The organism is Roseovarius sp. A46 (assembly GCF_004126395.1).
Classification (GTDB): Bacteria; Pseudomonadota; Alphaproteobacteria; order Rhodobacterales; family Rhodobacteraceae; genus Roseovarius; species Roseovarius nitratireducens.
In genome coordinates this window covers 1-20240 of record NZ_PVWS01000016.1, presented here as the reverse complement: position 1 = coordinate 20240, position 20240 = coordinate 1, and the positions used below count along the sequence as shown (strand labels likewise).

General features: G+C 67.1%; 19 protein-coding genes. 12 read left to right on the top strand and 7 right to left on the bottom strand.

What is annotated here, in order from left to right:
• Positions 1-58: 58 nt before the first annotated feature.
• The 6 genes from bamA to lpxB all read left to right on the top strand — a co-directional run bounded on the left by bamA (position 59) and on the right by lpxB (position 6307).
• Positions 59-2374, top strand: a complete 2316-nt coding sequence (gene bamA / locus C6W92_RS10005) for an outer membrane protein assembly factor BamA (protein ID WP_129432835.1) — start codon at positions 59-61, stop codon at positions 2372-2374.
• 2 nt (positions 2375-2376) lie between these two features.
• The gene (locus C6W92_RS10000) at positions 2377-2943 is read left to right on the top strand and encodes an OmpH family outer membrane protein (protein ID WP_129432834.1); all 567 of its coding nucleotides are present in this window, start codon (positions 2377-2379) and stop codon (positions 2941-2943) included.
• 72 nt (positions 2944-3015) lie between these two features.
• On the top strand, positions 3016-3480 hold the full coding sequence (gene fabZ, locus C6W92_RS09995) for a 3-hydroxyacyl-ACP dehydratase FabZ (protein WP_129432833.1): 465 nt from the start codon (positions 3016-3018) through the stop codon (positions 3478-3480).
• A gap of 4 nt (positions 3481-3484) precedes the next feature.
• On the top strand, positions 3485-4279 hold the full coding sequence (gene lpxA, locus C6W92_RS09990; protein ID WP_129432832.1) for an acyl-ACP--UDP-N-acetylglucosamine O-acyltransferase: 795 nt from the start codon (positions 3485-3487) through the stop codon (positions 4277-4279).
• A 4-nt stretch (positions 4280-4283) separates the two neighbouring features.
• A complete protein-coding gene (gene lpxI, locus C6W92_RS09985) occupies positions 4284-5168 on the top strand; it encodes a UDP-2,3-diacylglucosamine diphosphatase LpxI (protein ID WP_129432831.1) in 885 nt (294 codons plus the stop codon).
• Positions 5165-6307: a lipid-A-disaccharide synthase gene (gene lpxB, locus C6W92_RS09980; RefSeq protein WP_129432830.1), complete on the top strand. Its 1143-nt coding sequence runs from the start codon at positions 5165-5167 to the stop codon at positions 6305-6307. The genes lpxI and lpxB overlap by 4 nt, the downstream gene beginning before the upstream one ends.
• Here lpxB and C6W92_RS09975 read toward each other — a convergent pair.
• Complete coding sequence (locus C6W92_RS09975) at positions 6304-6789, bottom strand: DUF2059 domain-containing protein (protein ID WP_129432829.1); 486 nt, start codon at positions 6787-6789, stop codon at positions 6304-6306. The two genes, lpxB and C6W92_RS09975, sit on opposite strands and share 4 nt — an antisense overlap.
• Before the next feature lie 160 nt (positions 6790-6949).
• On the opposite strand from C6W92_RS09975, the gene C6W92_RS09970 reads away from it, so the two are divergent.
• Positions 6950-8035, top strand: a complete 1086-nt coding sequence (locus C6W92_RS09970; protein ID WP_241691124.1) for an ABC transporter ATP-binding protein — start codon at positions 6950-6952, stop codon at positions 8033-8035.
• Positions 8036-8293: 258 nt separating this feature from the next.
• On the opposite strand, the gene C6W92_RS09965 is transcribed toward C6W92_RS09970, so the two are convergent.
• From C6W92_RS09965 to C6W92_RS17700, 4 genes are all read right to left on the bottom strand, one after another.
• A complete protein-coding gene (locus C6W92_RS09965) occupies positions 8294-9601 on the bottom strand; it encodes an HlyC/CorC family transporter (protein ID WP_129432827.1) in 1308 nt (435 codons plus the stop codon).
• A gap of 75 nt (positions 9602-9676) precedes the next feature.
• Positions 9677-10615, bottom strand: a complete 939-nt coding sequence (locus C6W92_RS09960; protein ID WP_129432826.1) for a site-specific tyrosine recombinase XerD — start codon at positions 10613-10615, stop codon at positions 9677-9679.
• Positions 10612-12141, bottom strand: a complete 1530-nt coding sequence (locus tag C6W92_RS09955) for a hypothetical protein (protein ID WP_129432825.1) — start codon at positions 12139-12141, stop codon at positions 10612-10614. The genes C6W92_RS09960 and C6W92_RS09955 overlap by 4 nt, the downstream gene beginning before the upstream one ends.
• On the bottom strand, positions 12128-12277 hold the full coding sequence (locus tag C6W92_RS17700) for a hypothetical protein (RefSeq protein WP_164989213.1): 150 nt from the start codon (positions 12275-12277) through the stop codon (positions 12128-12130). Before C6W92_RS17700 ends, C6W92_RS09955 begins: the two co-directional genes overlap by 14 nt.
• 110 nt (positions 12278-12387) lie before the next feature.
• Here C6W92_RS17700 and C6W92_RS09950 point away from each other — a divergent pair, with 110 nt between their 5' ends.
• Together C6W92_RS09950 and aroB are read left to right on the top strand one after the other, a co-directional pair.
• A complete protein-coding gene (locus C6W92_RS09950) occupies positions 12388-12948 on the top strand; it encodes a shikimate kinase (protein WP_277815900.1) in 561 nt (186 codons plus the stop codon).
• A complete protein-coding gene (gene aroB, locus C6W92_RS09945; protein WP_129432824.1) occupies positions 12945-14069 on the top strand; it encodes a 3-dehydroquinate synthase in 1125 nt (374 codons plus the stop codon). The genes C6W92_RS09950 and aroB overlap by 4 nt, the downstream gene beginning before the upstream one ends.
• A gap of 47 nt (positions 14070-14116) precedes the next feature.
• Here the strand turns inward: aroB and arsB are convergent, their stop codons facing one another.
• Both arsB and tyrS read right to left on the bottom strand, forming a co-directional pair.
• On the bottom strand, positions 14117-15172 hold the full coding sequence (gene arsB / locus C6W92_RS09940; RefSeq protein WP_129432823.1) for an ACR3 family arsenite efflux transporter: 1056 nt from the start codon (positions 15170-15172) through the stop codon (positions 14117-14119).
• Positions 15173-15292: 120 nt separating this feature from the next.
• Positions 15293-16546, bottom strand: coding sequence for a tyrosine--tRNA ligase (gene tyrS / locus C6W92_RS09935; protein WP_129432822.1), 1254 nt, complete (start codon positions 16544-16546; stop codon positions 15293-15295).
• A gap of 63 nt (positions 16547-16609) precedes the next feature.
• Between tyrS and C6W92_RS09930 the strand changes: the two genes are divergently transcribed.
• The 3 genes from C6W92_RS09930 to C6W92_RS09920 all read left to right on the top strand — a co-directional run bounded on the left by C6W92_RS09930 (position 16610) and on the right by C6W92_RS09920 (position 19821).
• Entirely contained in the window at positions 16610-17728 is a 1119-nt protein-coding gene (locus tag C6W92_RS09930; protein ID WP_129432821.1) for an anhydro-N-acetylmuramic acid kinase, read from the top strand.
• Positions 17712-18449 (top strand): Asp/Glu racemase, encoded by a 738-nt coding sequence (locus C6W92_RS09925; RefSeq protein WP_129432820.1) that lies wholly within the window; start codon positions 17712-17714, stop codon positions 18447-18449. Before C6W92_RS09930 ends, C6W92_RS09925 begins: the two co-directional genes overlap by 17 nt.
• A 232-nt stretch (positions 18450-18681) precedes the next feature.
• Positions 18682-19821: an aminotransferase class I/II-fold pyridoxal phosphate-dependent enzyme gene (locus C6W92_RS09920; protein ID WP_129432819.1), complete on the top strand. Its 1140-nt coding sequence runs from the start codon at positions 18682-18684 to the stop codon at positions 19819-19821.
• The last annotated feature ends 419 nt before the right edge of the window (positions 19822-20240 follow it).

Sequence of the window (20240 nt, the reverse complement as noted above, 5' to 3'; positions counted from 1 at the left end):
AGCCCTGACAGACCGGGTAGTGACTTCGGTTAATGGGATGTCTGACTGGGTTTGACCGATGAGCGATTGTGACGCGGCACGGCCGCTTGCCGCCTTTTTGAAACAGGGTCTTTTCCACCTAGTTGCGGTGCTGTCGCTCGCCTTGGTCGGGCTTGCCTCGCAGGGTCAGGCCCAGGAATACCGCTTTACCGAGGTGGCGATCGAGGGCAATCAGCGGATCGAGGGCGATACGATCCTGTCCTATGCCGAGATCGCACGGGGCGGGACGGTGAGCGCGGGCGAGCTCAACGCTGCCTATCAGCGCATTCTCGATACCGGCCTGTTCGAGACCGTCGAGCTCGATCCGCAGGGCAACCGCCTGGTCATTCGCGTGACCGAGTTCCCGACCATCAACCGCATCGCCTTCGAGGGCAACAAGAAGCTCAAGAACGAGGAGTTGTCGGGCTTTATCCAGAGCCGGTCGCGGCAGGTGTTCAGCCCCGCGCAGGCCGAGCGCGACGCCGCTACCATCGCCGAGGCCTATGCCCAGAACGGGCGCATTTCGGCGCGGGTCACGCCCAAGGTGATCCGCCGTAGCGACAACCGGGTGGACGTCGTTTTCGAGATTTTCGAGGGCGGCGCCATCGAGATCAAGCGTATCGGCTTTTCCGGCAACCGGGTCTATTCCGACCGTCGCCTGCGCCGCGCGATCCAGAGCAAGCAGGCGGGGCTTTTGCGTGCGATCATCAGCAGGGATACCTTCGTAGAGGACCGGATAAGCTTTGACCGGCAGGTGCTGACGGACTTCTACAATTCGCGGGGCTATGTCGATTTCCGCGTGACCGGCGTCAATGCCGAGCTGGCGCGCGAACGCGACGGTTATTTCGTTACCTTTAACGTTGAAGAGGGGCAGCAGTTCCGCTTTGGCGAGGTGACGACGGTGAGCGAGTATGACGCCGTGGAGGCCGAGCCGTATCACGACACGCTCAAGCTGCGCTCTGGCGTGGTCTACTCCCCTAACGTGGTCGAAAATGCCATCGCCCGGATGGAGCGGCTGGGCGTCAAGCAGGGCGTGGATTTCCTGCGCGTCGAGCCACGGGTGACGCGCAACGACCGCGAGCTGACGCTCGACGTTGAATTCGTGCTCCAGCGGGGACCGCGTGTGTTCGTCGAGCGTATTGATATCGAGGGCAACACCACCACGCTTGACCGGGTGATCCGGCGCCAGTTCGACACCGCCGAGGGCGATCCGTTCAATCCGCGCGCGATCCGGCAGGCGGCCGAGCGCATCCGTGCGCTGCGTTTCTTCGAGAATGTCGATGTCAACGCGCGCGAGGGGTCGCGTCCCGACCAGGTCGTGATCGAGACCGATGTCGAGGAAACCACGACCGGCTCTGTTTCGGTCGGTGCCAGCTTCTCGACCAATTCGGGTCTGGGTTTGCAATTCGGCCTGTCCGAGCGCAATTTCCTCGGACGGGGGCAGGAACTCAAATTCAACATCCTGGGCACCGGCGACACGCTCAACTACAACATCGGCTTCGTCGAACCCGCCTTCCTGGGGCGGGACGTGGCGTTCGGGCTCGACTTCGCGTTCCAGGAGACCGACAGCGACAACGCCCTGTTCGATACCGCCATCGGTGTGTTCCGCCCCAGCCTGACCTTTCCCACCGGCGAGAATGGACGTCTGGGCCTGTTCTACAACGGTCGCTACGAGGAGATGTCGGACTACAACGGCAACAGTGGCATTCTCCAGAACGAGATCAATCAGGGCGACCTTTGGACCAGTGCCGTGGGCTATGATTACAGCTTTGACACGCGCCGCACCGGTCTCGACCCCAATTCGGGGATACTTCTGTCCTTCGGGCAGGAACTGGCTGGGCTCGGTGGGGATAACGAGTATATCAAGACCACCCTGCGGCTGGTCGGACAGACCGCGGTGCTCAACGAGGAAGTGACGCTGCGTGCCATCGTCGAGGGTGGTGCGATCGAGTTCAACAGCGGGCAAAACAGCCGATTCCTCAACCGCTTCAACGATCAGGTGATCCGCGGGTTCGAGCCCAACGGGATGGGCCCGGTCGAGGGCAACGAGCATCTTGGCGGCGACTACTACGCGGCGCTGAAGCTCGAGGCTGAATTCCCCATCGGTCTGCCGGAGGAATACGGTATCACCGGTGGCGCGTTCTACGATGTCGGCGCGATCTGGGGTGTCGACAACAAGAGCGCGGCGGTTGGCACGCTCGCCGCCACCGGGTTCGAGCCACGCCACGTCATCGGCCTGTCGGTGTTCTGGAGCTCGCCCTTCGGGCCGCTGCGGATGAACTTCTCCAACGCACTCAAGAAGGAGCCGGGCGATTTCGAGCAGAGCTTCAACCTGACGGTTCGCACCGACTTTTGATTATGCGCGCGGGGCTCTTTCTCGCAACGTTTCTGGCCCTGTTCTCGGGGGGCGCGGATGCGCCCGCGCGGGCGCAGCAACTGGGCGTCGTGCAGAGCGATGTGCTTGTGATCGACATCGAGCGGCTGCTGGCGGAAACCGCCTATGGCCAGAAGCTCCAGGCCGGGATCGAGGCCGAGCGTGACGCGTTGATCTCGCGCAACGATCGCGTGGCCGCCGAGCTCGAGGCCGAAGAGCAGAAGCTCACGGAGTTGCGCGCCACCACCCCGCCGGACGAGTTTCGCGAGATGGCCGACGCGTTCGATACCAAGGTGACGCAACTGCGCCGCGAGAGCGAGCGGCTCTCGCGCGAGTTGGAACGGCAGCGCGATCTCGCGCCGGTGCAGTTCATGCGGGTGGTGCAGCCGGTTCTGGGTGATATCCTGAACGAGGCGGATGCGGTGGCGCTGCTGGATGTGCGCAGCGTGATCTTGCGCGCCGAGGTGGCCGACGTGACCGATATCGCCGTTTCGCGCATCGACGCCCGCATCGGCGAGGGCCCCGAGCCGCCCGACGCGCCGCAGGAGTAGCCGCGCGCCGCGCTTGCCCCGCGCGGGCGCACTTGCTAGGGACAGCGCGTCGCAACTTTGAGAGGACGTGCCATGAGCGAGCCGCTGAAATCCGCGGATATCCATCTGATCCAGCGGATTATCCCGCATCGCTACCCGTTCCTGCTGGTGGATCGTGTGGTCGATATCGACGGCTTCAACTCGGCGCGCGGCCTCAAGAACGTCTCGATGAACGAGCCGCATTTCCAGGGCCATTTCCCGGGCCACCCGATCATGCCGGGGGTGACCATCATCGAGGCGATGGCGCAGACCGCTGCGGTCATGGTGGGCTGTGCGCTGGGTCTGGAGGAGCGCAACATGCTGGTCTATTTCATGGCCATCGAGACGGCCAAGTTCCGCCGCATGGTGGTGCCGGGCGACGTGCTGGAGCTCAAGGTCGAGACGCGCCGGGGCAAGCCGGGCGGCAAGGTCTGGAAATTCGCGGGCGTGGCCTCGGTCGCGGGCGAGGTGGCCGCCGAGGCGGAATTCACCGCCATGATGGACATGCCGAAGGATTGACGCGATGAGCGAGACGATGATCCACCCGGCGGCGGTGGTCGAGCCGGGGGCCGAGATCGGGGAGGGCTGCCAGATTGGGCCGTTCTGTCATGTCGGCCCGCGGGTGCGGCTTGCTCCCGGTGTCACGCTCAAGTCCCACGTGGTGGTGACCGGCGCGACCGAGATCGGTGATGGCACGCTGATTTTTCCGTTCTCCTGCATCGGCGAGATTCCGCAGGATCTGAAGTACCGTGGCGAGGAGACGCGGCTGGTGATCGGCGCGCGCAACCGTATCCGCGAGCACGTCACCATGAACACCGGCACCGAGGGCGGCGGCGGTGTCACGCGCGTGGGCGACGACGGCCTGTTCATGGCGGGCTGTCACGTGGCCCATGACGTGCAGATCGGAGACCGGGCGATCGTGGTCAACAACGCGGCCCTCGCGGGGCATTGCGTGCTGGAGGACGATGTCATCATCGGCGGGCTGTCGGGGGTCCATCAATTCGTGCGTATCGGCCGCGGCGCGATTATCGGGGCGGTGACGATGGTGACCAACGACGTGATCCCCTATGGCCTTGTGCAGGGGCCGCGCGGCTATCTCGACGGGCTCAACCTCGTGGGGCTCAAGCGGCGCGGCGTGCCGCGCGCCGACATCACCGCGCTGCGCGCCGCGTTCCAGATGCTGGCGCAGGGCGAGGGCGCGTTCCAGGACCGCGCACGCAGGCTGGGCGAGGAGACAACGAGCGATTACGTGCGCCGGATCGTCGATTTCGTGACCGCGCATTCCGACCGCTCCTACCTCACCCCCGGGCAGGGCTAGGCCGGTGGGCCTCGCGCTTATCGCCGGGCAGGGCGGCGTGCCGCCGCACCTGGTGCGGGTGCTGCTGGCGCGGGGCGAGGTGCCTGTGCTGTGCGAGGTGGAGCAGTTTCCCTCGCAGGTCACCGGCGATATGCCCCGGCTGGGCTTTCGGCTCGAGACATTCGGCAGCTTGCTGGAGGAATTGCGCGCGCGCGGGGTGACGCGGCTGTGCATGGCGGGCGCTATGCGGCGGCCCGAGGTGGACCCGAGCCGCATCGACGCGGCCACCGCGCCCTTGGTGCCACGCCTCATGGCAGCGATGGCCAAGGGCGACGACGGCACCCTGCGCGAGATCGTGGCGATCATCGAGGAGGCGGGGATCGCCGTGGTGGGCGCGGCGGCCATCGCGCCGGACCTGTTGCCGGAGGCCGGCGTGCCGGTGGGTGCGCTGCCCCCGGAGGTGCGCGCGGCGTTGCCCACCGCCGAGGCCGCGCTGGCCGAGATGGGGCGCAGCGATACCGGGCAGGCGGTGGTCCTGCGCGGTGGCACGGTCGTCGCACGCGAGGACGCGCGCGGCACCGACGCCATGCTGGCCGACCTCGCACTGGGGGCGTTCAACCCGCTAGACCTCGCGCTCGATGCAGCCGTCGACTGGCGGCGCGCGGCGGATGCGCAGGCCACGCCCGCGTTTCTATACAAGGCGCCAAAGCCCCGTCAGGAGATGCGCGTGGATATGCCGGTGATCGGCCCCGATACCGCCGCGCGCGCCGCCGAGGCAGGGCTTGCCGGTATCGTGATTGCAGCGGGCGGTGTAATGGTGCTCGACCGTGCCCGGGTGATCGAGGTGCTGGCGGGCGCGGGCCTGTTCCTGTGGGTGCGCGACGGCGGGTCGTCCGGGGGGCAGGGGTGAAGGTGTTTCTCGTCGCGGGTGAGGCGTCCGGCGATCGGCTGGGCGGCGCACTGATGTCCGGTCTCAAGACGCTCGCCACGCCGCGATTCTTCGGCGTGGGCGGGTCGATTATGCAGGCGCAGGGACTCGACAGCCTGTTCGCGATGGACGATCTGAGCGTGATGGGGCTGGCGGAGGTACTGCCGCGCTACCTGCATCTGCGCCGCCGTCTCGCGCAGACCGTCGCCGCCGTTCTGGAGACCGCGCCGGACGTCCTGGTGACCATCGATAGCCCGGATTTCGGTCTGCGCGTGGCGCGGCAGGTGCGCGCCGCGAATCCGGCCATCCGTACCGTGCACTACGTCGCCCCCTCGGTCTGGGCCTGGCGGGCGGGGCGCGCGGCAAGGATGGCGCAGTATGTCGATCAGGTGCTGGCACTTCTGCCGTTCGAGCCGCCGCTGATGGAGGCCGCGGGCATGGCCTGCGATTTCGTGGGCCACCCGGTGGTGGCCGAGCCGCATCCCGACGCGGCGGAGGTGGCAACGTTCCGCGCGCGCCACGGGATCGGCGACGCGCCGCTCCTGCTGGTGCTGCCGGGTTCGCGGCGGGGTGAGGTGACGCGGCTCGCCCCGGTTTTCGGCGCGGCGATCAGGCGGGTGCTGGACGTGCGGCCAGAGGCGCGGCTGGTGCTACCCACCACCACGGCGATGGTGCCGTTGGTCCGCGCGGCGTTGGCGGACTGGCCCGAGCAGCCGCTGATCCTGTCGCCCGATGACCCCGACCATGCCGCCGAGAAGGCCCGCGCGTTTCACGCCGCTGACCTGGCGCTCGCGGCGTCGGGCACCGTGTCGCTGGAGCTTGCGCATGCGCGCACGCCGATGGTGATCGCCTACGACATGGCGCCGCTCAGCCGCGCGATCCTGTCACGGCTCATCCGGGTGGATACGCTCACCCTCGTCAACCTCGTGAGCGAGACCCGCGCGGTGCCGGAATTCATCGGCCGGGCCTGCCGCCCCGAGGCGATCGCGCCGGCGCTCTTGCAGGTGATGGAGCACCCGGACGCGCAAGAAGCGGCGATGGAGACCACCATGCAGCGCCTCGGCGAGGGGGGCGAGGCCCCGGGACTGCGCGCGGCGCGGGCCGTGCTGGCGCGGGTCTAATCCGCCTTGGGCGCGCGGGTGGTGATCTCCTCGATCCTGGGCATCATTCGCGGCATGGCGTCCTGCAACACCGCGGAGATCATCGGCTGTTGCGCCTGCGCCAGCCGCGGCATCTTGCGCATTACCTCGCCGCCGTGCTCGGAAGTGTAGAAATCGTGCAGTGCCGTCAATTCTTCAAGCGTCAGTAGATCGGCGAGGTTCTCGTCCTGGCGGCGCATGACTTCGGTGAGGGGCGCGGTCAACTCCTCGGAAAAGAGCGCCTCGATATCGGCCACCTGCGCGGGCGAGAGCGCCTGTCGGTTGGCGGCCATCTGCTGCACCATCGGCTGCCATATCTGGCGGATGAACTCCTGGATGTTCGTGTCGGCCATGCTGGCCTCGACATAGTCGCGCGCGACGGCGAGCCGTGCCTCGCGGTCAGTTTCGGCATGGGCGGGAAGCGCAAGGCAGAGCGCCAGAGCGGCGCCTGTGATAAATCGCATGAGTCAAACTCCGGTATGAAAAATCCGTGGGCACACAAGCACTTCGATTCCACGCTGTCAACGGCGCAGGGGCGGCGGTGCTTGCATGGGCGGGGTGGGGTTGCTATTGGCTGCGTTCAAAGGCCGATCAAATCGGTCGGATAGATGGCGAGAGACACCGGTGCAAAGCCCCACTCCCCGGCTGGAAATCAGGAACGTCACGCGCCGCTATGACGGGCGGCTGGTGGTAGACGACGTATCGCTGCAGGTCTTGCCGGGGCAGGTGATGTGCCTGCTGGGACCGTCGGGCTGCGGCAAGTCGACGACCCTGCGGATGATCGCGGGCGTCGAGATGCAGGACTCGGGCGAGATCCATGTCGATGGCAAGCTGGTGTGCGACACGATCTTCCGCGTGCCACCCGAGCGGCGGCGGATCGGCCTCATGTTCCAGGATTTCGCGCTATTTCCGCATCTGAGCGTGGCCGATAACGTGGGATTTGGCCTCGACGGACCGAGACGGGCGCGGCGCGCACGGGTGATCGAACTGCTTGAGCGGGTGCATCTGGCGCATCATATCGACGCCTTCCCCCACGAGCTTTCGGGGGGCGAGCAGCAGCGTGTGGCGCTGGCGCGTGCGCTGGCGCCGCGCCCGCGGATCATGCTGATGGACGAGCCGTTCTCGGGGCTCGACAACCGCTTGCGCGATGGTATCCGTGACGAGACGCTCGACATCCTGCGCGAGGAGGACACCGCCGTGCTGCTGGTCACGCACGAGCCGGAGGAGGCGATGCGCATGGCGGATCAGATCGCGCTGATGCGCGACGGGCGGATCGTGCAGCAGGGCGCGCCCTACAACGTCTATAACGCGCCGATGGATCGCAGCGCGATGGCGTTCTTCTCCGAAATCAACGTGATCCGGGGCACCGTGCGCGGGGCGCTGACCGAGACCCCCTTTGGCCAGTTTCTCGCCCCTGGCGTGCCGGACGGGCAAGTGGTCGAGATCGTGATCCGTCCGCAGCACATCAAGATCGATTTCGACCGGAACGGGCGCGGGCCCAACCCCACGCCGCTCGACGGCACGCCTGCGCGCGGGGTGGTGACGCGGGCGCGGTTCATGGGGTCGGAAAGCCTGGTGGAGTTTCGCATGGACCACGACGGCTCGCTCATCAAGGCGAGCGTGCCCAACGTGTTCCTGCCCAAGCCGGGCAAGCCGCTGTGGCTGATGATCCGCCGCGACCGGTGTTTCGTGTTCCCGGCGGGTGGGTGAGGCGCGGACGGGCGGAAAGTCGCTGGGTGGCCTTGAGCGGACGTTGGACCATCTGGTCCCGGCGCGGAATCAAGGCCGAAGGCCGCCGCGCCATCGCATGTCCGCCCCCCGGACAGGCGATTTGGCTAAGCTAGCGTGCCGATTGCATGTTTTTCGGAAAAGCAGAAATAAAGTGCCCTGAAAAACCGTTGGATCGCCTGGCCGCGGACATGAGATGGCGCGGCTCACTGCAACGTCCGCTCCAGGCCAAAAGCCCCCTCACAGTTTGCGGATCTTCAGCCTCGTGATGCGGTTATCCTTGCGTGACATGACCTGGAAGCGGAAGCCGTGGAAGCTGAACACCTGGTCCACCGTGGGGATGCTCTGCGCCTCGTGGATCACCAGCCCCGCGACGGTGTTGGCCGCGTCGTCGGGCAGGGTCCAGTCGGTGGCGCGGTTGAGGTCGCGGATGGTCATCGCCCCGTCCACGATATAGTCGCCGTCTGAGGCGCGGCGCACCGGGTGATCGGTTTCGGCATCGAACTCGTCGACGATCTCGCCGACGATCTCCTCGAGGATGTCTTCAAGCGTGATCAGCCCCTGAAGCGCGCCATATTCGTCCACCACCAACGCGAAATGGCTCCGCATCCGCAAGAATTGGCGCATCTGCTCGTCGAGCGTGGTCGTCTCGGGTATGAAATATGGCTCTCGCGCAATGGTACGCACGTCGAAATCGTCGAGTTCGCCGGTGCTGTTATCGCCCTCCACGGCGAGTTTGTGGATGGCGCGCAGCAGGTCCTTTGCGTGGACGATGCCGACGATATTGTCGGGATCGCCCTCATAGAGAGGCAGGCGCGTGTGGTTGCTGGCAAGACATTGCGACAGGATATCCTGCGGGCGGGCCTCTACGTCGAGCATCTGGATGCGCGAGCGGTGGATCATCACCTCCTCGACCGCGCGATCGCTGAGATCGAGCGCGCCCAGGATGCGGTCGCGATCCTCCTTTTCGACCACGCCCTCGGACTGCCCCAGCCAGAGCGCACCGGCGATCTCCTCGCGCACGGCGAGGATGTGGCTGTCGGGGTCGGTTTGCACACCGACGCAGCGCAGGATCAGCCGCACCAGCCAGCGCACCGCGGACACGATTGGGTCGAAGACGCGGATCACCCAGACGATCACCGGCGCGGTGCGCGCCGCCGCCAACTCGGCATTGGTGATGGCATAGGTCTTGGGCAGCACCTCGGCGAATATCAGCACAAGAAGCGTCATCACCAGCGTCGCCAGCGCTACGCCGCTCTCGCCGAAGAGCCGTGTGAATAGGGCGGTGGCCAGCGAGGCTGCAAGAATGTTGACGAGGTTGTTGCCGAGAAGAACCGAGCCGATCAGGCGCTCGTTGTCCTCGGTGATCCCGAGTGCGGTCTCCGCCCCGCGCGAGCCCTTTTCCGCCTGTGCGCGCAGCTTGCCGCGCGAGGCCGCCGTGAGCGCGGTCTCGCTGCCCGAGAAAAAACCCGAGAGCACCAGCAGCCCGAGAATCGCCACGACGGTGATCCAGAAGGTCGGGTCGAGATAGGCGGCGAGCGAGTCCATGGGTCAGCGTCCTTGAGATGATATGGCGGGGTTATGCGGTCTCAGGGCGGCTCAATCAAGGCGGCAGACGCGCGCTCATCCCTTGGGGTCAGTCTTGCGGCGGGTGGTGCCGAGCGGGTGATGCGCCTCCACCAGCGCGCGCAGCCGTGCGTCGAGTACGTGGGTGTAAATCTCGGTGGTGGCGAGATCGGCATGGCCCAGAAGCGTCTGGATTACCCGCAGATCGGCCCCGTTCGCCAGCAGATGCGTGGCAAAGGCATGGCGCAACCGGTGCGGCGTGACCGCGTCAGGGTCGATGCCCGCGCGGGTGGCGATCTGCTTGACGAGGCCATAGAACCGATGTCGCGTCAGGTGCCCGGCGCGGCCAGACGACGGAAACAGCCAGGGCGAAGCCGCGCGCCGCTTGTCGCGGGCGCGCACCACGAGCCACGCAGCGAGCGCCGCGCGCGCCGGTGGCGACAGTGGCACCAGCCGCTCCTTGCCGCCCTTGCCGCGCACCAGCAGCATCTCCGGGTCGCCCTGCGCCGCGGCCAGCGGCAGGCCCACGAGCTCGCTCACCCGCATACCCGTGGCATAGAGCAGCGCCAGGAGAGCCCCGTTGCGCACCTGCTCGACCTCACCACGGCCGACTTGTGGCGCGGCGTCGAGCAGGCGCTCGACCTGCCCCTCGGTAAGCGTGCGTGGCAATGCCCGGCTGCGCCCCGGACCCTGAAGGCGGATCGCGGGATTGTCGCTGCGCCAGCCCTCATCCACCGCGAACCGGTAGAATTGCCGGATCGAGGACAGGCGCCGCGCGCGGGTGGCCTGCGCCAGCCCCTCTGCATCGCAGGCCACGAGATAGGCCTCGACATCCGCCTGCGTGGCCGTCAGCAAGCCGCGCCCGCCCCGCGTGATGAGCCAACCTGCGTAGGCGCGCAGGTCGCGGCCATAAGCCATCAGCGTGTTGCGCGCGGCCCCCAGTTCGGCAGCCTGCGCCTCGAGAAAGGTGTCGATGCGGTTCTCGGCCAGGTTCATTGGTCCGGCCCGAGCAGCACGATCTGCAAGGCCGCGCGCCGCGCGGTGTCCTCCAGCCCGGCGGCGCGCAGGGTGGCGAGCGCGACCTCCACCGACGAGGGCGCAACCCTCTCGGCACCGTGGTCGAGCAGCGCGGCGGCGGCGAGGATCGCCTCGCCCAGCCGACCCTCGGCGATCATCTGCTGATGCTCGGGGGCGGCAGTGGTGGCGGCAAATCCTGCGGCGATCGCCGATTGCATCCGGGTGGCGGCATCCGCGTTTCCCGGGGTGCCCTCGGCGATCCCGGCGAGGAACCTGTCGCGCATGGAGGGTGACGCGATCTCTCTCGCGCGCTCGTAGAGCGGCGACAGAAGGACCATCTCGGCAGCGCGCGCAGCGAGCGGGTCGGGCAGGGGGGCGGCGGCGAGAAGGCGCTCGGCGAAAATCTCGGACATCACCGTTTCCAGCCCAAGCGCACGCGCACCCTCCCACACGGCGGGCAGCGCCTTGGCCAGCGCTTCAGCCCCGCCACCGGGCGCGAGCGCACTGTCGAGCGCCTGTACCGCGGCGACGCGGTCCCACACACCGCCCGAGGCTGCGGGCTTGCGCGCCGTGTAGAGCCCGAAGAGCCGTGTAGCAGCGAGCGCCCCGGTCTGCGCAAGCCGCTCGGCGGCGACGATCTCGGCCTTCCAGCCCGCCGTACCGCGCAGGTCGGCCATGGCATAGGCGCGCGGCAGGCCATGTGTGCCGAGTGGTGCGCCAATGGATTCGTAGAGACGAAATCGAAGCGGCGTCAACTCGGTGGGGGGCACGGGCGGGGCGATCTCCTCGATGAGTTCGGGTTCGAGATGGAGCGCGAGGAGCGTCACGTCCGGCTCGGTGATCGCGCCGCTTGCCTCGGCCCCGTGCAGGATCAGCGCCGCCGTCTGCCAGTCTCCCGCGCGGGCGAGGCAATAGATGCGCGACCGTGGATCATCGCTCAGGTGTGGCGTGGCGGCGAGTGCTGCGCAGGCCCGGTCCTCGCGGCCGTCGAGCAGCGCGAGGTCGAGCCAGGTGTCGAACAGTCCCGGCCGCGACCCGCCTGCGCGCTCGACCAGTGCCAGCGCGGGCTCGACCGCGCCGAACCGGCGCAGCGCCGCCAGGCGCGCGTGCAGGAACGACGCGGCCCCGGTACTGTCGGGGGGGGCGTCGGCCTCAGCCAGCAGCAGCGTGTAGTAGAGCGCTCGCATCGCGGGGAGCGGGCGCTCGGGCAGCCGCTCGAGATAGCGGGTGAGGATGGCGGTGTTGCTTGCCTCCCAGAGCGTCCGCGGCAGGCCGGTCGTGGTGCTCGGCAAGAGCCCAACCGAATCCGCGCGTTGCGCGCCGAGTGGCGTTACCGTGACGTCGGGCCGCGAGATGCGGTCGGCGGTGTCGGGCGCATCGGGGCCGGGGGATATGACGGCGGCGGTGCCCATCTCGTCGAGCCAGTCGATGGCCGAGAGTGGGGCCTGTGCCGCGGCGGTGCCGGACCACAGAAGGGCGGCGAGAAAGGCGCTACTCGATCTCAAGAATGATATCCTGCCGCGTCTCGGTTTGGGTCGGGGTGAAATCGGCACCGAAGAACGGGCCGAGATAGGCATAGGCCACGAGCCCAATGAACCCCAGAATTGCAAGGTAGAACAACCATTTGATAAGGCGAAGCATGAGGCGGTCCATGTGCTCTGAGGGTGATTTTTCCCACTTATAGCTGGCATTTCCGGCAAGATCACGCCATTGAGTGCAAAATATCCCCAAGAGGCAAGGGAGCGCCGGGCGTGGCGGCTGGCAAGCGTTGGAAACTTAAGAAAACAATCGTGCTCGTCGGCATGATGGGCGCGGGCAAGACCGCCGTGGGGCGCGCGCTCGCGGCCCGTTTGGGGGTGCCGTTTCTTGACTCGGATGTCGAGATCGAGAAGGCAGCCAACATGACAATTGCCGAGATATTTCAAAGGGATGGAGAGCAGTTCTTTCGCGCCAGAGAGAGCGAGGTGATCGACCGGTTGCTCGATGCGACGCCGGCGATCCTGTCGGTCGGCGGCGGTGCCTTTCTCGCGCAACGTAACCGTGAGATGATCGCGCGCAAGGGGCTTTCGGTGTGGCTGGATGCTGAGCTCGATCTGCTGTGGTCACGGGTAAAAGGCAAGAATACCCGGCCCTTGTTGCGCACAGCTCATCCACGAGAGACGCTGCGCGAGCTCTACGAGGCGCGCGTACCGCTCTATGCGCTGGCAGATGTGCGAGTAGAGGCACATCGCGACTACGCGATCGACGACATGGCCGCGCAGGTCGAGGCGGCGCTGGCCGCGCGTCCGGATATTCTGGAGGAGGTGAAATGATCGAAACCGTGCATGTGCCACTGGGTGAGCGGGCCTATGACGTGGTGATCGGGCCGGGGCTGCTCTGCGCGGCGGGCGCGCGTATCAGGCCGCTGTTGCAGCGCCCGCACGTGGCGGTGGTGAGCGACGAGACAGTGGCGGGACTGCATTGGGAAACGCTCCGTAAGGGGCTGGACAATAGAGGAATTTCATCTGACTTGCTGACCCTGCCACCGGGCGAGGCGACGAAATCCTGGCCGCACCTGGAACGCGTCGTCGAGTGGCTTCTGGAGCAGCGGATCGAACGCGGCGACGTGGTCGTGGCGTTCGGCGGCGGGGTGATCGGCGACCTTGTCGGCTTTGCCGCCGCGATCCTGCGGCGGGGGGTGCGGTTCGTGCAGGTGCCGACGAGCCTGCTGGCGCAGGTGGATAGCTCGGTCGGGGGGAAGACAGGGATCAACTCGCCAAGGGGCAAGAACCTGATCGGGGCGTTTCATCAGCCGAGCCTCGTGCTGGCGGATACGGAGGTGTTGGGCACGCTGACGCCGCGCGATTACCGGGCGGGATATGGCGAGGTCGTGAAATACGGTCTGTTGGGAGACAGCCAATTCTTTCAATGGCTTGAAGAGCATAGCTCATCCGCCGCCAAGGGCGATATGGCGGCGCGCATCCATCTTGTGAAACGCTCGGTCGAGATGAAGGCGGGGATCGTCAGCCGCGACGAGACCGAGCAGGGCGAGCGGGCCTTGCTCAACTTGGGCCATACATTTTGTCATGCGTTGGAGGCGGCAACACAATATGATGGGGCGCGATTGCTGCATGGCGAGGGCGTGGCGATCGGTTGCGCGCTGGCGTTCGAGTTGTCTGCGCGGCTGGGGCTGTGCGCGCAGGAGGAGCCGAGCCGCGTGCGCGCCCATCTTCGCGACATGAAGATGAAGGCGGACCTGTCTGATATTCCAGGAAAATTGCCGGATGCCGAGGGGCTGTTGTCGCTGATGGCGCAGGACAAGAAGGTGGTGGATGGCACCCTGCGGTTCATCCTCGCGCGCGGCATCGGCGACGCCTTCATCACGGGGGACGTGCCGCCCGAGGTGGTGCGAAAGGTGCTGGACGACGCGCTGGCGGGCCGCGCGAACCTGTAGGTTCAGGACGCGAACCGCAAGGTTCGCGGCCGGCGGCGCGCGGTGCGTCAAGCGGCTGGAAACCAGTGGCGCGTGCGGTTGGCGAAGGCCACGAGCGAGAGCATCACCGGCACCTCGACCAGAACGCCCACCACGGTGGCGAGCGCCGCGCCGGAGCCGAGACCGAACAGGCTGATCGCGACGGCGACGGCGAGTTCGAAGAAATTCGACGTGCCGATGAGCGCGCAAGGCGCGGCGACGTTGAAGGGCACGCGCCACGCACGGGCGAGACCGTAGGCTATGATGAAGATGCCGTAGCTCTGCAACAGCAGCGGCACGGCGATGAGGGTGATCACCAGCGGCGTGTCGATAATCACCTGCCCCTGGAAGCCGAAGAGCAGCAGCACCGTGACCAGCAAGCCGAGAATGGTGATCGGCTTGACGCGGGCGCGGAATGCCTCGACCGCGGCCTCGCCCCCCTGCCGCATCAGACGGCTGCGCGTCGCGATCCCGGCGATGAGCGGGATGAGGATGTAGAGCAGGACCGACAGCAGCAGCGTCTCCCACGGTACAGCGATGTCGGTCACGCCCAGCAGCAGCGCCACGATGGGCGCGAAGGCGAACACCATGATGACGTCGTTCACGCTGACCTGCATGAGGGTATAGGTGGCGTCGCCGCGGGTGAGCTGTGACCAGACGAAGACCATCGCGGTGCAGGGTGCGGCGCCGAGCAGGATCAGCCCCGCGAGATAGCCCTGCGCGTCCTCGGGTGGGATCAGCCCGGCGAAGACATGGTTGAAGAACAGCACGCCAAGTGCGGCCATGGTGAAAGGCTTGATGAGCCAGTTAACCGTCAGGGTGATGACGAGGCCCTTGGGCCGCTCGCCCACCTGCCGCAGCGCGCCAAAATCGACGCCCACCATCATCGGGTAAACCATTGCCCACACAAGCACCGCCACGGGCAGGTTGACGCGGGCGATCTCGGCGCTGGCGAGGGTCTGGAAGACGCCCGGCAGGAGATTGCCCAGCAACAGCCCCGCGCCCATGGCCAGCGCCACCCAGAGCGAGAGCCAGCGCTCGAACGTGCCCATCCCGCCGGGGGCGTCTGCGGTGTGATCGGTCATGGCGGGAGGGATAGGCTGCCGTCCCGGGGGGTGCAAGCGGGGTTTCGTGAAGCTGCCGTGACGGGGGTCGAAGTCTTGAAAAGACTTCGGGCCGATTTCTTTTGAAGAAATCGGGGCGGATCAGTCGGTGAGTTTCACGAGGGCGTGACGCTTGCGGCCCGCCGAGAGCTTGATCGGGGAGGACAGCGCGTCCGCGTCGAGCACGAGGCCCGCGTCGGTGAGCGGCGCGTCGTCGAGGCGGGCACCGTTCTCGGCGATGAGGCGCTTGGCCTCCTTGCCGGATTTGGCGAGGCCGGCGCGCACGATGAGTTGCACCACCGAGATGCCATCCGCCACCTCGGCGCGGCTCAGGTCGAGCGTTGGCAGGTCATCGCCGATGCCGCCCTTTTCGAACACCTCGCGGGCCGTGGCCTCGGCGGCCTGCGCGGCCTCGGCCCCGTGCAGCAGCGTCGTCACCTCATTGGCCAGGATGATCTTGGCCTCGTTGATCTCTGACCCCGCGAGCGCGCCCAGGCGGTTGCACTCGTCGAGGGGCAATTCGGTGTAGAGCCGCAGGAAGCGGCCCACGTCGGCGTCCATCGTGTTGCGCCAGAATTGCCAGAACTGGTACGGGCTGCACATTTCGGAATCGAGCCAGATCGCGCCATCGGCGGATTTGCCCATCTTGCGCCCGTCGGCGGTGGTCAAGAGCGGCGAGGTGAGGCCGTAGATCTCGTGGTCGAGCACGCGGCGCGTGAGGTCGATCCCGTTGACGATGTTGCCCCACTGGTCCGAGCCGCCCATCTGCAACACGCAGCCATAGCGGCGGTTGAGTTCGAGAAAGTCATATGCCTGCAGGATCATGTAGTTGAATTCGAGGAACGACAGCGATTGCTCGCGGTCGAGGCGCGATTTCACCGATTCAAAGGCCAGCATCCGGTTGACCGAGAAATGCCGCCCGATATCGCGCAGGAACTCGATGTATTTCAGCCCGTCGAGCCATTCGGCATTGTCGAGCATGAGCGCATCGGTGGGGCCGTCGCCATAGGTGATGTAGGCGGCGAAGACGCGCTGGATGCCGTCGATATTGGCCTGGATCGCGGCATCGTCCAAGAGCGGGCGCTCATCCGCGCGAAACGAGGGATCGCCCACCTTGGTGGTGCCGCCGCCCATCAGCGTGAGCGGCTTGTGCCCGGTCTTTTGCAGCCAGCGCAGCATCATGATCTGGATGAGCGAGCCGACATGCAGCGAGCGCGCGGTGGCATCAAACCCGATATAGGCGGGCACCACGCCCGCGCTGAGCGCCTCGTCCAGCCCCTGGTAATCGGTGCAATCCGCGAGAAAGCCGCGCTCGATCATCACGCGCATGAAATCGGATTTCGGGTGGTAGGTCATGGCGCTTGTCCCGCTTTGATTTGCGCGGCATGTATAGGCAGTCGTGGGGCGAAGGAAAAGGCCATGTTGAAGGCGGGGCGCATCCGGGCGCTTGGGGCGATGTCGGGCACCTCTCTGGACGGGGTGGACGCCGCCATGATCGAGACTGATGGCGAGCTAATCCACGGCTTTGGCCCGGTGGGTTACCGGCCCTACTCGGACACTGAGCGCGCGGTGTTGCGCCGCGCACTCGGGCAGTGGGTGGGGCCGGAGGTCGAGGCCGCCGCGCGCGTGGTGGAGGACGCGCATGCGGAGTTGCTGCGCGGCTTTGACGGGGTCGCGTTGGTGGGGTTTCACGGGCAGACGCTGGCGCACGAGCCGCGCGGGCGCGGCACCCATCAGGCGGGGGACGGCGCGCGGCTGGCGGAGATGCTGGGTCTGCCGGTGGTGTGGGATTTTCGCAGCGCCGATGTGCGGTTCGGTGGCGAGGGCGCGCCGCTGGCCCCGTTCTACCATTTCGCCTGCGCGAAATGGATCGGGGCCGGGGCGCCGCTGGCGTTTCTCAACCTCGGGGGGGTGGGCAACCTGACCTGGGTCGATCCGCGCTGTGCGCGGCCCGAGGATGACGGCGCGCTGCTGGCCTTTGACACCGGACCGGCGAATGCGCCGATCAACGACCTGGTGCAGGCGCGGCTGGGGGCCGAGTGCGACCACGACGGCGCGCTGGCGCGGCGGGGCCGGGTGGCGCAGGGGGCGCTGGAGATGTTCCTGGATGAGCCGTGGTTCCTGCGGATGCCGCCCAAGTCGCTTGACCGCAACGCATTTGCCGAGATGGTGGCGCTGGTGGGCGAGCTGGGGGATTCCGACGCGGCGGCGACGCTGACGGCGATGGCGGTGTCGGCGGTGATGCGCGGGATGGAGCATTGCCCGGTGCCACCCGCGCGTGTTCTGGTGACCGGGGGCGGACGCAAGAACCCGGTGATGATGGAGATGCTGCGCGCCTCGCTGGACTGCCCGGTGGTGCCGGTCGAGGAGGCGGGGCTCGATGGTGATATGCTGGAGGCGCAGGCATTCGCGCATCTGGCGGTGCGGGTGGCGCGGGGGTTGCCCACGTCCTGCCCGGGGACCACGGGCGTGCGCGCCGCCGTTTCGGGCGGCACGCTGAGCCGGGCGGAAGGAGGGGCAGATGGATTACGCGCTTGACGAGGGGCCGGGGGGCGGGCTGCGGCTGGGCCTGATCGTGCTGAGCGTGGATACGGGGCTCGAATGGGAGGCGCGGCAGGTGTTCGCGGGCCGCGCGGCGCATGTGATGCACAGCCGTATCCCGGCGCGCGACCATGTCACGCCCGACGACCTCGCGCATATGGCGCCGGAGCTGACGCGCAGCGCGGCGTTGTTGCCGCCGGGGCTGGGGGCGGTGGGGTATGGGTGTACCTCTGGCGCGACGGTGATCGGGCCTGCGGAGGTGGCGGCGCGTGTGGGCGAGGCGCATCCCGGAACGCCGGTGACCGACCCGCTGAGCGCGGTGATCGCGGCGCTGGGGGTGCTGGGGGTGGACCGCATCGGCATGGTCACGCCCTACCTGCCGGAGGTGGTGGCGCCGATGCAGGCGGCGCTGGGCGCAGCGGGGATCGAGGCGGTGGCCTCGGAAAGCTTTGGCGAGAGCGACGACCGGATCGTGGGGCGCATCCCCGAGGCGGCCACGTTGCGCGGGATGCTGGACGTCGGCGCGCGGCCCGGGGTAGAGGCGGTGTTCACCTCCTGCACCAACCTGCGTAGCATGGCGGTGATCGACGAGGCTGAGGCGGCATTGGGCAAGCCGGTGGTGACCTCGAACCAGGCGATGTTCTGGCATATGCTGCGGCTGGCGGGTGCGGGCGAGCGGGCGCGGGGCTGGGGGCCGGGGCGGCTGTTTGCGGTGTGAAAGAGTGCGGCATGATGTGCTGTTGTGCTGAGGGCAGCGCCTGCCTGGGCGGGCGCGCGGGCGTAACCGTGCCAGCGGCGATGCGGTCAAGTAATGCGCGGCGTTGCTACCTGGTGTAACGTCTGAAGCGCCTGCCGGGGGGCAGGCAGGCGCTGCCCGGCGGTGCCGCCGGGCGGGGGATAGCGGCGCTGGTGCGCATTGAAAGACAACGAACAAAAGGACGAAAACGGCCATGAAGAACAGCAAACTGAGCCCCGCCACCATCGCGGCGCAGGCGGCGGGTGCGATGGATGCGCAGACCGGCGGCGCGGTGCCGGGGATCAGCCTGGCCACCACCTACCTGCGCGGCGAGGACAACGCGCTGTTGCGCCCCGACAACACCTATGGCCGGGACCAGAACGACACCGTGCGGCAGGCCGAGGAGGTGGTGCGCGCGCTGGAAGAGGCGGCGGCGAGCCTGCTGTTTCCCAGCGGCATGGCGGCGGTGGCGGCGGTGTTCCGGGCGCTGCCGTCGGGCGCGCGGGTGGTGATGCAGAATGGCATCTACTGGGGCACGCTGAAATGGGTGCGCGAATATTGCGTGCGCCGGGCGATCATACTGGACGAGGTGGACGCGTCGGACACGCGCGCGCTGGCCAATGCGTGCCGGTCGTCGGCGGACATGGTGTGGATCGAGACGCCGTCGAACCCGTGGCTGAAGACCGTGGATATCGCGGCGGCATCCGGCATGGCGCACAAGGCGGGCGCGGTGCTGGTGGTCGATGGCACGGCGGCGACGCCGGTGCTGACCCGGGCGCTGGACCTCGGGGCCGACCTGTCGATGCATTCGGCGACCAAGGCGCTGGGGGGGCATTCGGATGTTTTGGGCGGCGTGCTGTCGTGCCGCGACCCCAAGCTGCCGATGTGGGCCGAGATCGCCACCGACCGGCATGACGCAGGCGCGGTGATCGGGCCGTTCGAGGCGTGGCTGTTGATGCGGGGGATGCGGACATTGCCGCTGCGGGTGGAGCGGATGTGCGCCAACGCGATGGCGGTGGCAGAGTACCTGGCGGCGCATGAGGGGGTGGCGGCGGTGCTATATCCGGGGCTGGCGGAGCACGCGGGGCATGACGTCGCCGCGCGGCAGATGAATGGGGGGTACGGGTACCTGCTGTCGTTCATGGTGAAGGGCGACCGCGCGCGCGCGCTGGAGGTGCTGGGGCGGCTGCGGCTGTTTCACCGGGCGACATCGCTGGGCGGGGTGGAAAGCCTCGCCGAGCACCGCGCCAGCATCGAGCCGCATTCGGGCATCCCGGAGACGCTGATCCGGCTGTCGGTGGGGATCGAGGATGCGGGGGATTTGATCGCGGATTTGGAGGGGGCGTTGGGGTGAAGGGGGATGTGCGCAAAAGGGCAGGAATGCTGAGGCAAACACGGTGTCCTGCCGAGCATTGAAAACCTCTCCCAAACCTTCCTGTACGAATTCTTGCCATAGATTTTACAGTAGACTAGAAAATACATATCAGATGTTTCTGGGGACATAAAATGCAACTCACGTCCTTCACCGTGTCGAATTTTCGAAGCATTACAGCAGCCAAGAAAGTTCCACTAGCCAACTACTCAGTATTGGTTGGCGCAAATAATGGCGATTGTATATTTGACAAACCCGTAGCGTGAGGGCAGGCTGGCCTGCCACTGAACTTTCATCCAGCCGGAACCGGAGCCCTTTGGGTTGATACGCCGACAGGCGCAGGTGGAGCAACCGACAGATGCGCGGAGCTTTCAGGTGGCGCAGCGCGGCTGTTGGTTGCG